The sequence below is a fragment of the Bradyrhizobium sp. 35 genome (assembly GCF_023073215.1).
GTDB classification, from domain to species: Bacteria; Pseudomonadota; Alphaproteobacteria; order Rhizobiales; family Xanthobacteraceae; genus Bradyrhizobium; species Bradyrhizobium canariense_D.
In genome coordinates this window covers 95,873-109,076 of sequence record NZ_JADPJC010000160.1, presented here as the reverse complement: position 1 = coordinate 109,076, position 13,204 = coordinate 95,873, and the positions used below count along the sequence as shown (strand labels likewise).

General features: G+C 63.3%; 15 protein-coding genes. 13 read left to right on the top strand and 2 right to left on the bottom strand.

Going from position 1 to position 13,204, the window contains the following annotated elements; genetic code table 11:
- The first annotated feature begins 8 nt into the window (after positions 1–8).
- From pqqD to IVB36_RS36315, 7 genes are all read left to right on the top strand, one after another.
- A complete protein-coding gene (gene pqqD / locus IVB36_RS36345; RefSeq protein ID WP_247295006.1) occupies positions 9–320 on the top strand; it encodes a pyrroloquinoline quinone biosynthesis peptide chaperone PqqD in 312 nt (103 codons plus the stop codon).
- On the top strand, positions 317–1,516 hold the full coding sequence (pqqE, locus tag IVB36_RS36340) for a pyrroloquinoline quinone biosynthesis protein PqqE (protein ID WP_018454081.1): 1,200 nt from the start codon (positions 317–319) through the stop codon (positions 1,514–1,516). Before pqqD ends, pqqE begins: the two co-directional genes overlap by 4 nt.
- Positions 1,506–2,492 (top strand): prolyl aminopeptidase, encoded by a 987-nt coding sequence (gene pip, locus IVB36_RS36335; RefSeq protein WP_247361130.1) that lies wholly within the window; start codon positions 1,506–1,508, stop codon positions 2,490–2,492. The genes pqqE and pip overlap by 11 nt, the downstream gene beginning before the upstream one ends.
- Positions 2,493–2,504: 12 nt before the next feature.
- Positions 2,505–3,182 carry a DUF4286 family protein gene (locus tag IVB36_RS36330; protein WP_247295012.1) on the top strand — a complete coding sequence of 226 codons (678 nt, stop codon included), beginning with the start codon at positions 2,505–2,507 and terminating at the stop codon, positions 3,180–3,182.
- Positions 3,183–3,415: 233 nt separating this feature from the next.
- On the top strand, positions 3,416–5,215 hold the full coding sequence (locus IVB36_RS36325; protein ID WP_247295015.1) for an FAD-dependent oxidoreductase: 1,800 nt from the start codon (positions 3,416–3,418) through the stop codon (positions 5,213–5,215).
- Positions 5,185–7,032, top strand: a complete 1,848-nt coding sequence (locus tag IVB36_RS36320; RefSeq protein ID WP_085385335.1) for a 2-oxoacid:acceptor oxidoreductase subunit alpha — start codon at positions 5,185–5,187, stop codon at positions 7,030–7,032. Before IVB36_RS36325 ends, IVB36_RS36320 begins: the two co-directional genes overlap by 31 nt.
- The gene (locus IVB36_RS36315; protein ID WP_085351892.1) at positions 7,029–8,084 is read left to right on the top strand and encodes a 2-oxoacid:ferredoxin oxidoreductase subunit beta; all 1,056 of its coding nucleotides are present in this window, start codon (positions 7,029–7,031) and stop codon (positions 8,082–8,084) included. The genes IVB36_RS36320 and IVB36_RS36315 overlap by 4 nt, the downstream gene beginning before the upstream one ends.
- A 4-nt stretch (positions 8,085–8,088) precedes the next feature.
- Here the strand turns inward: IVB36_RS36315 and IVB36_RS36310 are convergent, their stop codons facing one another.
- Entirely contained in the window at positions 8,089–8,532 is a 444-nt protein-coding gene (locus IVB36_RS36310; protein ID WP_018454075.1) for a DUF4399 domain-containing protein, read from the bottom strand.
- 17 nt (positions 8,533–8,549) lie between these two features.
- A complete protein-coding gene (locus IVB36_RS36305; RefSeq protein WP_085385333.1) occupies positions 8,550–10,100 on the bottom strand; it encodes an SUMF1/EgtB/PvdO family nonheme iron enzyme in 1,551 nt (516 codons plus the stop codon).
- A 303-nt stretch (positions 10,101–10,403) separates the two neighbouring features.
- Here IVB36_RS36305 and IVB36_RS36300 point away from each other — a divergent pair, with 303 nt between their 5' ends.
- From IVB36_RS36300 to IVB36_RS36275, 6 genes are all read left to right on the top strand, one after another.
- The gene (locus IVB36_RS36300; RefSeq protein ID WP_018454073.1) at positions 10,404–11,024 is read left to right on the top strand and encodes a hypothetical protein; all 621 of its coding nucleotides are present in this window, start codon (positions 10,404–10,406) and stop codon (positions 11,022–11,024) included.
- Between the two features lie 32 nt (positions 11,025–11,056).
- Positions 11,057–11,506 carry a DsrE family protein gene (locus IVB36_RS36295; protein ID WP_085385332.1) on the top strand — a complete coding sequence of 150 codons (450 nt, stop codon included), beginning with the start codon at positions 11,057–11,059 and terminating at the stop codon, positions 11,504–11,506.
- Positions 11,507–11,588: 82 nt separating this feature from the next.
- Positions 11,589–11,915, top strand: coding sequence for a metalloregulator ArsR/SmtB family transcription factor (locus IVB36_RS36290; RefSeq protein ID WP_085361496.1), 327 nt, complete (start codon positions 11,589–11,591; stop codon positions 11,913–11,915).
- Positions 11,912–12,343 (top strand): SRPBCC domain-containing protein, encoded by a 432-nt coding sequence (locus IVB36_RS36285; RefSeq protein WP_085361497.1) that lies wholly within the window; start codon positions 11,912–11,914, stop codon positions 12,341–12,343. Before IVB36_RS36290 ends, IVB36_RS36285 begins: the two co-directional genes overlap by 4 nt.
- A gap of 44 nt (positions 12,344–12,387) precedes the next feature.
- Positions 12,388–12,606 (top strand): hypothetical protein, encoded by a 219-nt coding sequence (locus tag IVB36_RS36280; RefSeq protein ID WP_085385331.1) that lies wholly within the window; start codon positions 12,388–12,390, stop codon positions 12,604–12,606.
- A 2-nt stretch (positions 12,607–12,608) separates the two neighbouring features.
- Entirely contained in the window at positions 12,609–13,046 is a 438-nt protein-coding gene (locus IVB36_RS36275) for a DUF1801 domain-containing protein (protein WP_085352024.1), read from the top strand.
- The last annotated feature ends 158 nt before the right edge of the window (positions 13,047–13,204 follow it).

The following is a 13,204-nucleotide window of genomic DNA, read 5'->3' as shown; positions in this document are numbered from 1 at the left end:
AACGAGCGATGGCCGAGCCGCGTCACATCAGCGTCAGCGAGACCAGCCGGCCGGTTCTGCCGCGGCACGCCAAGCTGAAATATGACGAGACGCGAAAAGTCTGGGTGATCCTGGCGCCCGAACGCGTGCTGGCGCCGGACGAGATCGCGGTCGAGGTCTTGCAGCTCTGCGACGGCGAGCGCAATGTCGGCGAAATGTCCGACCAACTCGCGGCAAAATACGCCGCGCCGCGCGAGGCGATCCTGGCCGACGTCATTGTCATGCTGCAGGATCTCGCCGACAAGGGCTTTCTCACGGAGGCCCGGGAGAAGACGTCATGAGCGATGTGCTCGGCAATCCCACCATCCCGCCCGACGCCAGCGACAGCCTCGCGGTGCTGGAGAAGAGCCGCTCGACGGCAGAGACATTCGGCATTCCGCTCGCCGTGCTGCTCGAGATCACCCATCGCTGCCCGCTGCAATGTCCCTACTGCTCCAACCCGGTCGAGCTCGACCGCTCGGGCAAGGAGCTGACCACCGAGGAATGGAAGAAGGTATTGAGCGAGCTCGCCGAGATCGGCGTGCTGCAGGTGCATTTCTCCGGCGGCGAGCCGACGGCGCGCAAAGACCTGGTCGAACTGGTCAAGCATGCGAGCGACGTCGGGCTCTACACCAACCTCATCACCTCGGCGGTGCTGCTGACGCGCGAGCGGCTGAGCGAACTTGCCGATGCCGGGCTCTGCCACGTCCAGATCAGTTTTCAGGGCGTTGAAGAAGCCCTCGCCGACCGCGTCGGCGGCTACAAAAACGGGCACCGCAAGAAGCTCGAAGTCGCAAAATGGACGCGCGAGCTCGATTTGCCGCTCACCGTGAATGCGGTGATGCATCGGCAAAACCTGCACCAGCTGTCTGATATCATCCAGATGTCGGTGGACCTCGACGCCGACCGGCTCGAGGTCGCCAATGTCCAATATTACGGCTGGGCGCTAAAGAACCGCGCCGCGCTGATGCCGACGGTGGCGCAGCTCGACGAGTGCACCCGCATCGTCGAGGAGGCGCGCGAGCGGCTGAAGGGCCGGCTCACGATCGACTATGTCGTGCCCGATTATTACGCGCTGCGGCCGAAGAAGTGCATGGGCGGCTGGGGTCGGCAGTTCTTCAACATTTCGCCGGCCGGCAAGGTGCTGCCCTGCCACGCCGCCGAGAGCATCACCGGGCTCGACTTCGAATCCGTGCGCTCCAACCATTCGATCGCCTGGATCTGGCAGAACTCGGACGCCTTCAACCGCTACCGCGGCACCGGCTGGATGAAGGAGCCGTGCAAGAGTTGCGAATTCCGGGAGATCGATTTCGGCGGCTGCCGCTGCCAGGCCTTTGCGCTGACCGGCGACGCCGCCAACACCGATCCCGCCTGCGCGCTGTCGCCGCTGCACGAGACCATCTTCAAGCAGGCCGAGCGCGAGGCTGAGGGCGAAACCAACCGCTTCCTCTATCGCAATTTCGCCGGCGGCACCCTGGAATCCGAGAATGGTGCCTGACGCCGACGCGGCCAGCTCAGTCAAGCGCGCCGATCCCTTTGCACCGCTGACCTCCGAAATGCTCGACGTCGGCGACGGCCACGAACTCTATGTCGAGAGCGTCGGCCGCACCGACGGCATCCCCGCGGTCTATCTGCATGGCGGCCCCGGCAGCGGCTGCCAGCCCGACCACCGCCGCCTGTTTGATCCCGACCGTTTCCATGCCGTGCTGTTCGACCAGCGCGGCTGCGGTCGCAGCCGGCCGAAGGGATCGCGACAGCACAACACCATACAGCATCTGATCGCGGACATGGAAAAGATCCGCGAGAAATTCGGCGTCGCGCGCTGGATGGTGGTCGGCGGCTCCTGGGGCGCGACGCTGGCGCTGGCTTATGCGCAGGCGCATCCCGAGCGCGTCTCCGGAATTGCGCTGCGCGCGACCTTTCTCGGCACGCGTGCTGAAGTCGAGATCGCCTTCACCTCGCGCCTGTCGCAATTCTACCCCGCGCTCTACGACGATTTTCTGAGCGTGCTGCCGGTCGAGGAGCGCGCGCAACCGGTGGAAGCCTACTATCGCCGCATCCTCGATCCCGATCCGGCGGTGCATGGCCCGGCCTCGCGCGCCTGGCACGATACCGAACGCGCCTTGTCGGAGCACAAGGCGGCAAAGACACGGCTGGATCTGGCGTCGCTGAACGTGTGGCGCACATTGCCGGCGACGCCGTTCATGGAGGCGCATTATTTCGTCCAAGACAGCTTCATGACGGAGAACGAGTTGTTGCGGAACGCCGGCAAGCTCGACGGCATTCCCGGCATCATCGTCCAGGGCCGCTACGATCTGTTGTGCCCTCCCGAGACATCGCAGGCGCTCGCGAAAGTGTGGCCGGGTTCCGAGATTCGCATCGTGGAAGAAGCCGGCCATTCGCTCTATGATACCGGCGTGCGGGACGCGGTCATGAAGTCGATCGCAGATATCGCTTCGAAGATTTCGCGATAGCGGGACAAGAAAATGCCACTCGCCGGGAAGGGCATGTTGCTCACGTCGATGAATATCGACGTTCCAAATGAACCCGATTTCAACCGCTGGTACGATCGCGAGCATCTGGAAGAGCGCGTTGCGATCGAGGGCTTTCTCGAAGCGCGGCGCTATGTCGCGCACGCCGCCAATCCCAAATATCTCTCGCTGTATTCAACCGCGACGCTCGACGTGCTCGACAGTCCCGCCTACCGGGCGAGGCTCGCCAATCAGACCGAATGGTCGCGGCGGAGCATGGCGCATTTCAAGGACATGCTCCGCGTGGTCGCCCGCATCACGATCAGCAACGGTACCGGACGCGGCGCGGCGCTCGGCCTCGTGCGGCTGCGGCCGACGCCGGACAATGCAGTCGCGTGGCGTGACGCACTGCAAGAACGGCTGGCGCCGGAAAAACACGACGGCATCATCTCCATGCATCTGCTCGAAAGCGAGCCGGAACTATCAGGCGCGACCGCGGATATTCCGGCGGTGCGCAACGAAGGCGCGCGCGACTGGTTCGTGCTGATCGACGGCACGCATGTCGGCGCGGTCTCGTCCGTGATCGCCGAGCGCTTCACCGGCCCTGCCGCCTCGCCATTCCCGCTTCCCGTGTCGGTCGGCTCCTACTGCCTGATGTGGGACCTCGCGAAGAGCGACATCGCGCGCAACTAAGCCATCGGACGCATCGCAACATGCTGCACCGCCACATACTGCGCACGGCCGTTAATGCTGTGCGCGCGTAGCTCCCATGAAAGAGGGGAAGCGCGAAATTTGCCGTTGTACTTCGGAGCGGTTCTAATAAGCTAACCTAATGACGTCATTCAGAAACCAGATCGCCGCGCGTTAGCGTTCGCAAGCTCAAGAAAAGGCCGCGGGGTCTTTGAGCCTGCGCGGACAGGGTAGGAATGAAACCGACCGATATTGCGGCCCCCGACTACTTTCACAAAGTGGTCGATTGCCAATGGGCCTGTCCTGCGCACACTCCCGTTCCCGAATACATCCGACTGATCGCCCAAGGCCGCTACAGCGACGCCTATATGATCAATTGGAAATCGAACGTGTTTCCCGGAATTCTGGGACGGACCTGCGATCGTCCATGCGAGCCGGCGTGCCGCCGCGGACGCGTCGAGGAGACGCCGGTCGCGATCTGCCGCCTGAAGCGCGTCGCCGCCGACTTCAAGGACGACATCACGCAGCGCTTGCCGCGCCCCTCGGCCAAGAACGGCAAGCGCGTTGCCTTCGTGGGGGGTGGTCCCGCTTCGCTGACGGTCGCCCGCGATCTCGCGCCGCTCGGCTATCACTGCACCGTGTTCGACGCCGATGCCCAAGCCGGCGGCATGATGCGCTCGCAGATCCCGAAATTCCGCCTGCCGGATTCGGTCATCGACGAGGAGACCGGCTACATCCTGGGTCTCGGCGTCGACTTCAAGGGCGGCCATCGCATCGAGAGCATGAAGGCGCTGCTCGCGGAGAAGTACGACGCAATCTTCGTCGGCTCCGGCGCACCGCGCGGCCGCGAGCTCGACATCCCCGGACGCAAGGAAGCAGCCGCCAACGTCCATATCGGCATCGACTGGCTGTCCTCGGTCTCGTTCGGTCATACCGACAAGATCGGCAAGCGCGTCATCGTGCTCGGCGGCGGCAACACCGCGATGGATTGCTGCCGCACTGCGCGTCGCCTCGGCGGCGAAGAGGTGAAGGTCGTCGTACGCTCCGGCTTCGAGGAAATGAAGGCCTCGCCCTGGGAGAAGGAAGATGCGCTCCACGAGGACATCCCGATCCTCAACTTCCTCGTGCCCACAGCCTTCGTCCACGACAACGGCAAGCTCATCGGCATCACTTTCCAGAAGGTGAAGGCCGAATATGACGCCAAGGGCCGCCGCAACCTCGTGCCCTCGGGCGAGCCGGACCAGACCATCGAATGCGACGACGTGCTGGTCGCGGTCGGCCAGGAGAACGCCTTCCCCTGGATCGAGCAGGACTGCGGCATCGAGTTCGATAAATGGCACATGCCCAAGGTCGATCCGCAAACCTTCGTCTCGACCAACCCGAAGGTGTTCTTCGGCGGCGACGCCGCGTTCGGGCCGAAAAACATCATCTGGGCGGTGGCGCAGGGCCATGACGCCGCGCTGTCGATCCACAAAATGCTCTCGGGCGAGGACATCACCGAGCGGCCATTGCCCGACGTGTACATCTCCTCGCAGAAGATGGGCATCCACGAATGGAGCTATGACAACGACATCTCCAACGACAAGCGCTACAAGGTGCCGCATCGCGACAAGGTGATCGCGCTGAAGGACATCCGCACCGAGGTCGAGCTCGGCTATGACGTCAAGCTGGCGCTGGGCGAAGCTCATCGCTGCCTGAACTGCGACGTCCAGACCGTGTTCTCGACCTCGCTCTGCATCGAGTGCGATGCCTGCGTCGACATCTGTCCGATGGATTGCATCACCTTCACGGACAACGGCGAGGAAGGCGATCTCCGTCAGCGCCTGAAAGCACCCTCGCTGCATCCGGACCAGGATCTCTATGTTTCCAGCGACCTCAAGACCGGGCGGGTGATGGTGAAGGACGAGGATGTCTGCCTGCATTGCGGGCTGTGCGCCGAGCGCTGCCCCACCGGCGCCTGGGACATGCAGAAATATTTGATCGAGATGACTCACGCAGGTTCAGCATGTCCGACAAAAAGCCGATCAGCAGCGTAAACGACTTCGTCGTCCGCTTCGCCAACGTCAACGGATCCGGCTCGGCCAGCGCCAACGAGATGTTTGCGCGCGCGATCCTGCGCCACGGCGTTCCGGTGAGCCCCCGTAACATCTTCCCCTCCAACATCCAGGGCCTGCCGACCTGGTACGAGGTGCGGGTGACCGAAGACGGCCATCTCGGCGCCCGCGGCGGCGTCGACATGATGGTCGCCATGAACCCGCAGACCTGGGACAAGGACGTCGCCGGCATCGAGCCCGGCGGCTATCTGTTCTATGATTCCACCAAGCCGATGCCGTCGACCAAATTCCGCGACGACATCACCGTGATCGGCGTCCCCCTGACCGCGATCACCAACTCGACCTATACCGATCCGCGCCAGCGCCAGCTGTTCAAGAACATCATCTATCTCGGGGCGCTCTCGGCGCTGCTCGACATGGATCCGAAGCTGATCGAGCAGCTGATCGGCGAGCAGTACAAGGGCAAGGAGAAGCTGCTCTCGTCCAACGTCCACGCGCTGCATCTCGGCCGCGACTGGGCACTGCAAAACCTGAAATGCCCGACCGGGCTGCGGGTGAAGAAGTCCGACAAGGTCGGCGACCGCATCTTCATCGAAGGCAACAGCGCCGCCGCGCTCGGCGCCGTCTATGGCGGCGCCACGGTGTGCGCGTGGTATCCGATCACGCCGTCTTCGTCCGTGGCCGAGGCCTTCACCGCGCACTGCAAGAAGTACCGGCACGACCCGGAAACCGGCAAGGCGAAATACGCCATCGTGCAGGGCGAGGACGAGCTCGCCTCGATCGGAATCGTGATCGGCGCCTCCTGGAACGGCGCGCGCGCCTTCACCGCGACCTCCGGCCCCGGCATCTCGCTGATGACCGAGTTCATCGGCCTGTCATATTTCGCCGAAATCCCGGCCGTGATCATGAACATCCAGCGCGCCGGTCCCTCGACCGGCATGCCGACCCGTACCCAGCAATGCGACATCATCGCCTGCGCCTATGCTTCACATGGCGACACCAAGCATGTGCTGCTGTTCCCGGAGGATCCCGCCGAAGCGTTCGAGTTCGCGGCCGCGGCTTTCGATCTCGCCGAGCGGCTCCAGACCACCATCTTCCTGATGCTCGACCTCGACATCGGCATGAACCACCGGCTCTGCCGTCCGCTGAAATGGGACGACGCCAAGCAATATGACCGCGGCAAGGTGATGACCGCGGAGATGCTGGACGAAGGCCGCGATTTCGGCCGCTATCTCGACGTCGACGGCGACGGCATCCCCTACCGAACCTATCCCGGCACGCATCCGACCAAGGGCTCCTATTTTACCCGTGGCACGTCGCGTGACCGCTATGCGCGTTACTCCGAAGAAGGCTCGGTCTACGCCGACAACATGCAGCGCCTGATGCGCAAGTTCGAGACCGCGCAGGATCTGGTGCCGCGGCCGCTCCAGGCCAATGCGGAACGGCCAACCAAATACGGCGTGATCTATTTCGGCTCGACCACGCCGGCGATGGACGAGGCGATCGGATTGCTTGAAGCGCGCGGGCATCAGCTCGACCGCCTGCGCATCCGCGCCTTCCCGTTCCACTCCAGCGTGGCGAGCTTCCTCGCCGAGCACGATTTCGTCTATGTAGTCGAGCAGAATCGCGACAGCCAGCTGCGCCAGCTCATCGTCAACGAAAACGGCATCGACCCGGTGCGGCTGGTGCCGATCGTGCATTACGACGGCTCGCCGATCACCGCCCGCTTCATCGCAAAAGCCATTGGCGACCACCAGGATCACATCAAGGTGACCCCGCTCCGCAAGGCCGTGTCATGACCTACATTGCAAAGCCGAAATTCCACCATCCCGGGCTGAAGAAGAACGAGCTCGGCTACACCCATCGCGATTACGAGGGCAAGATCTCGACGCTGTGCGCCGGCTGTGGCCATGACTCGATCACGGCCTCCATCATCGAGGCCTGCTATGAGCTTTCGATCGAGCCGCACCGGGTCGCCAAGATTTCGGGTATCGGCTGCTCGTCGAAGACGCCGGACTATTTTCTCGGCAATTCGCACGGCTTCAACTCCGTGCACGGCCGCATGCCCAGCGTCCTGACCGGCGCCAATCTCGCCAATCGCGACCTGATCTATCTCGGCGTCTCCGGCGACGGCGATTCCGCCTCGATCGGCTTCGGCCAGTTCGCGCATTCGATCCGGCGCGGCGTCAACATGACCTATATCGTCGAGAACAACGGCGTCTACGGTTTGACCAAGGGCCAGTTCTCGGCGACCGCCGACCGCGGCTCGAAGTCCAAGAAGGGCGTCACCAACACCGACAACGCCATCGACCTCGTCGCGATCGCGCTGCAGTTGGGGGCGACTTTCGTCGCGCGCTCGTTCTCCGGCGACAAGACCCAGCTCGTGCCGCTGATCGCGGCCGCGATCCGCCACAAGGGCGCGTCGTTCATCGACGTCATCAGCCCCTGCATCGCCTTCAACAACCATGCCGGCTCGACCAAGAGCTTCGACTATGTCCGCGAGCACAATGACGCGGTGAACCGGCTCGATGTGCTGGTCAGCCGCGATCCGATTGCGGTGGATTACGCACCCGGCACCGTGCAAATGGTCGAGCAGCATGACGGCAGCAGGATCGCGCTGCGCAAGATCGATGCCGACTACGATCCGCACGACCGGCTCGGCGCCCAAACCTTCCTGCAAAAGCACGCCGCCAAGGGACAGATCGTCACCGGCCTGCTCTATGTCGATCCCGACGCGGAAGACCTGCACGAGCATCTCAACACGGTCGAAACGCCGCTCAACACGCTGGAAGCCGACACGCTCTGCCCCGGCTCGGCGGCGCTGGACAAGTTCAACGCCAGCCTGCGGTGATTGCCTATCGTGCCGCGGCCGGCTGCCGGACGCGTATGGTGATCTTCTCCGACACGATGGGCGGCTCGAACGGATAGTGCTTGGCATCGCCCAGCACGAGTTGAAGCGTGTGCGTCCCGGGCGGAAGCTCGAGCAGCGTTTCGGTCTGCCCTGCCCCGAAATGCAGATGCGACTTGTCCTGCAGGATCGGCTCCTTGGGATCGATGGGGTCGTTGACGTCGATCAGCAGATGATGGTGACCGGCGTTCTGGTACTCGTCGCCGGCATGGGTCACTCCCATGTTGCGCAAGCCGAACCGGACCCAGAATCCGCCGCGCACCTTCTGCCCGTCACGCGGGGTGATGAAATAGAGCTTTGCGTCCTTGGGCGCTGCCTTGCCCTGCGAAAAGGCTGCCCCCGGAAGCAATGCGAGCGCCGCCGCCAGCGCGACGCAACGAAGGATCTGCATCAAACCAACTCCACCACTTAAGGACTGAGCGCCACGCGGAATCCGTGCGTGGGGTAACGAACATTGGTGTCGTAGCCATCGCGGTTGGACGGCCGCACATATCTCGAATCGTTCTTCCAGGAGCCCGAGCGCAGGACATGAGCGCTGCAGTCCCCGCTGCTCCATGCCGAGCCGTCGGTGGGCGCGCCCTGATAGGTCTTGTGCCAGCAGTCCTCGACCCACTGATCGACGCCGCCGCCCATGTCGTGGAGCCCGAACGGGTTCGGCTTGAAGCTGCCGACTTTCGCTGGCTGCTCGGCCGCGAGATCACCGCAATCCTTGCAACCGGCCATGCCCGGCTGCAGCTTGTCGCCCCACCAATATCTGGTCTGCGTTCCGCCCCGCGCGGCATATTCCCATTCGGCTTCGCTCGGAAGCCGATACGTCTTCTTCGTCGCCTTGGCGAGATAGGCCGCATATTGCTGCGCGTCGGTCCAGCTCACATTGCTGACCGGCGCATCGTCCTTGCCGATGGCGGTGAAGCTGCACGCCTTTGCAGCGGCGCACTCGTTCCATTCCTGCACGGTCACGGGATATTTGCTGATCGAGAACGGCTTCACCGTCACCTGATGGACGGGACGCTCGGTCGGGTCGTCGTTGCTTCCCATCGCAAAGCTGCCGCCGCGAATGGCGACCATCTCGGGTTCGCGGACGGGAATCGGCGATTGACTTACCGATTGACTCGTCGATTGATTTGGCGCCGGAGCGGGCGATGGAGATGATGAAGCCGACGAGGGAGAAGGCTGCGGCGTCTGCGGCGCCGCTTCGCGCGGCGGAGGCTGCGGGCTCGGCGATGCGGCAGGAGAGGCGGGAGTGACGGCGGCCTGCTCGCCTACCCTGCCCGGCGCCTGAGCCAGAAGATACCACAGCACGCCGGCGGCCATCACCGACAGCGTGATACCCAGGAGAAAGATCAGGGCATTCTCGCGCCGCCCCCGCGTCCTGCCGACCGCGTCTGCATCCGGCAGCACTTTATAAACGCGCACGGGATCGGTGATGTTCTTGACCTTGCGGTCCCCGAGCGACTCGTAACCGCACACGACCTTGTGCTTGATCTGCTCGTAGATCGCGCCGGAGATAAAGACCTGGCCTGGCTCGGCGATGCCCTCGATACGCGTGGCGATATTGACGCCGTCGCCGTAGACGTCGTCAGGCTCCACGATGACGTCACCGAGATTGACGCCAATCCGGTACTCGATCCGGGTGTTCTTCGGAAGCGAGGCGTTGCGGCCGATGAGATTCTGCTGGATGACGATGCTGCATCGGACGGCCTCGACCGGACTGTCGAAAATCGCGATGAAGCCATCGCCCGTCGTCTTCACCAGACTTCCGTTGTGCTCGACGATGCTGGGCTGGATGAGATCCCGCTCGATCCGCTTGACGCGGACGTGCGTGCCCTCTTCGTCGGCCTGCATCAGGCGGCTGTAGGAAGCGATGTCACCGACAATGATGGCCGCGAGGCGACGAGGCATAGGGCCGTGCGAAGGCGGCTCGTCATTCCCGGATCTGAAGTTGCGAATTTCGCCCATTGCGGGGACTCCACAAACTTGCAAAGGCAGACCCCAGCCTACGACTGCCAAAGGCGATCGTCTGTGAAGGCTATCACATCGATGGAATCGGGCAATGTCCGTGGAATCGCAGGCGCCGAGTTCCGAAAGGCGAAGGCGTCACGTCGAATGAACCTTCAGGACCCCACCGACGACTAATGCCCGGCGTGGAACTAATCACCTCGCTCCGCCCTGCGATGATGCTGTCAGCTGTGCGGACGTTGAACGCGTCGCACCGGGGCTGCGTCTACAGCGTACAGCTCAGCTGCTGCACGCGAGGCCATCATGAAGTCTTTTCTCGTTGCGGCCGTCTTCCTTGCCGCGCTCGGCGGCGCCGCTCACGCCGAGGAGGCCGACGATATCCGTGAGGCCATCAAGGCCGAAGCCGAAACCTTCAACGCGCGCATGTATGCCGGCGAACCCGGCAACAAGGCCTATGCCTGCTTCGTGCGCCGCTACGATGCCGAGCATCTGGCGCACCATCCGAAGCAGAAGGTCGCCTCGATGAAGCTGCTGATCTCGGCGGAGATGGACACCGAAGACAAGCAGTTCCACAACTCCTTCCGCCTCGGCTTCAGATATCGTCACCGCTCCGGCGATTTCGATTCCAGCGGCTCCTGTCATCACGCTGTGTTCACCAAGGACGGCACCGAAATCCGCCTCGGTTGCGGCGTCGACTGCGAGGGCGGCGGCATCGGCGTCGCGCTCTCGAAGGACGACAAATCGGCGATCGTGCGGCTGGCGCGGGTCAGGGTCTGGCAGAACAACAAGCCGGACGACGATGCCGAACTGTCACTGGTCGCCGGGGCCGACGACGGGATTTTCCGCCTAGATCGAACGGACAATAAGGAATGCGCCTCGCTCGTGACCGACCGCAAGGAACTCGCCGCGCTCCGCCACAAATGATATGTGTCCGGCACAATCGAGGGGAGATCGTCATGAACCGCCGGAACATCTTGTGGAGCGCCGTCTCAGGCCTGGGCGCGGCACTTGGCGCCTCCAGCGCGAAGGCCGCGACCGAGGCCGGCACGGGCAACAAGCTGAAGGTGGTCTATCACCTGAGCGATGCCGAGAAGGTCAACTTCGTCCTCGGCAACATCCAGAACCACATCGATGGCGTCGGCGGCCCCGACCATGTGACGATCGCGCTGGTGATCCACGGCCCGGCACTGAAGGCGTTTCACTCGGCGCAGGCCAACCCTGACATTAGCAAGCGCGTCGGCGATTTTTCCAAGGATGGCGTCGAGCTTGCCGCCTGCGGCAACACGATGAAGGCGCAGAACGTCACGCTCACGGATCTCCTGCCGGGCTTCGTCAGCGCGGAGAAGGGTGGCGTCGTCCGTTTGGCCGAGCTCCAGTCGCAGGGTTATCTCTATCTGCGGCCGTAGGAGCGCGCGCTCGACATCCCCCTTGACGTACCCATAACCCCAGGGTTATGAATATATCCATAACTTGCAGGTTATGGATTTTATGCCCGCCATCGCCCACGACCTTCTGTTCAGGACGCTCGCCGACCCCACTCGTCGGGCGATCTTCGAGCGATTGTGCCGCGAGGGCGAACAGACGGTCGGAGCCCTGACAGCACTGTCGGGCGTTTCCCAGCCCGCAGTCTCAAAACATCTCGGCGCGCTGAAGCAGGCTGGTCTGGTGCGCGACCGGCATCAAGGGCGGCAGACGCATTACAGCGCCCAGCCCGGCGCGCTCAATCCGCTGATCGACTGGACCAGCCAGATGACCGGATTCTGGCAGAACCGGCTCGATGCGCTCGACGATCTCCTGAAGAGGATGGACCAATGAACGAATCCCCCACCGAAACCCGATCTGTCGTCGTCGAGCGCGAATATGCCTTTCCGGCAGAGCGGATCTGGCGCGCGCTGACGCAGCCGCATCTGATCGAGGAATGGCTGATGAAGAACGACTTCAAGCCGACCGTGGGCCACCGCTTCAACCTTCGCGGCGAGTGGGGCGGCGTGTTGGACTGCGAGGTCCTCACCATCGAGCCGCAGAAGACGCTCGCCTACACCTGGAATTTCTCGCATGACGACGCGGCGTTCGATCTCAAGAGTGTCGTGACCTTCACGCTGACGCCGGCGGGCGCAGGCACGCATCTGCGCGTCGAGCAAGCGGGCTTCAGCCCGACGCAGAAGCAGGCTTTTGGCGGCGCGCATGCCGGCTGGAAGCAGTTTCTCGCCAAGCTGGACGAGCTGCTGGCAAGGGCAGACTAGCTCGGCCGCCGGCCTTCATTCAATCATCTCAAGAGGAGGTTTCATTGACCGGAAACATGTGGGTTCGACAGATCCATCGTTGGCTGTCGATCGCTTTCACGCTTGCCGTCATCGCCAACATCGTCGCCCTGACGCTGCAAGTCCAGGCGACGTGGATCGGCTTGCTCGCCTTCGTCCCATTGATCCCATTGCTTGCGACCGGACTCTACATGTTCGCGCTGCCATATCTCGGCCGCCGCCGCGGCGCCCGACAAGAGGCGTGAACATGAAGAAGGCCGTCACCGTGAAAAACAGCAGCGCGACGAAGGCGGATGGCGCTTCGCCATCCAGGATGATCGACGGCAGGATCAAGGAGCTCGGCGACTGGCGCGGCGACATGCTCGGACGAATCCGCGGCCTGATCAAGGAGGCCGATCCTGACGTCGTCGAGGAATGGAAATGGCGCGGCGTTCCGGTGTGGGAGCACGACGGCATCATCTGCACCGGCGAGACCTACAAGGCCGTGGTGAAGATGACGTTTGCCAAGGGCGCAGCGCTGGACGATCCAGCCGGCCTGTTCAACTCGAGCCTCGACGGCAACGTGCGGCGCGCGATCGATATTCGCGAAGGCGAGAAGATCAACGAGAAGGCGTTGAAGGCGCTGATCCGCGCAGCCGTGGCGCTGAATGCGTCCAAGAAGAAGCCGGCGAAACGTTCCGGATAGAACAGCCGTTGTGGAGCCACGAACGCTTTCCTTCTCCCCTTGTGGGAGAAGGTGGCGCGAAGCGCCGGATGAGGGGTCTCTATCGACACGGGAAACGTTGAGAGATACCCCTCACCGCAGTGAGCTTGTGTCTCCGAGCGTCGCCGCCCTCTCCCACA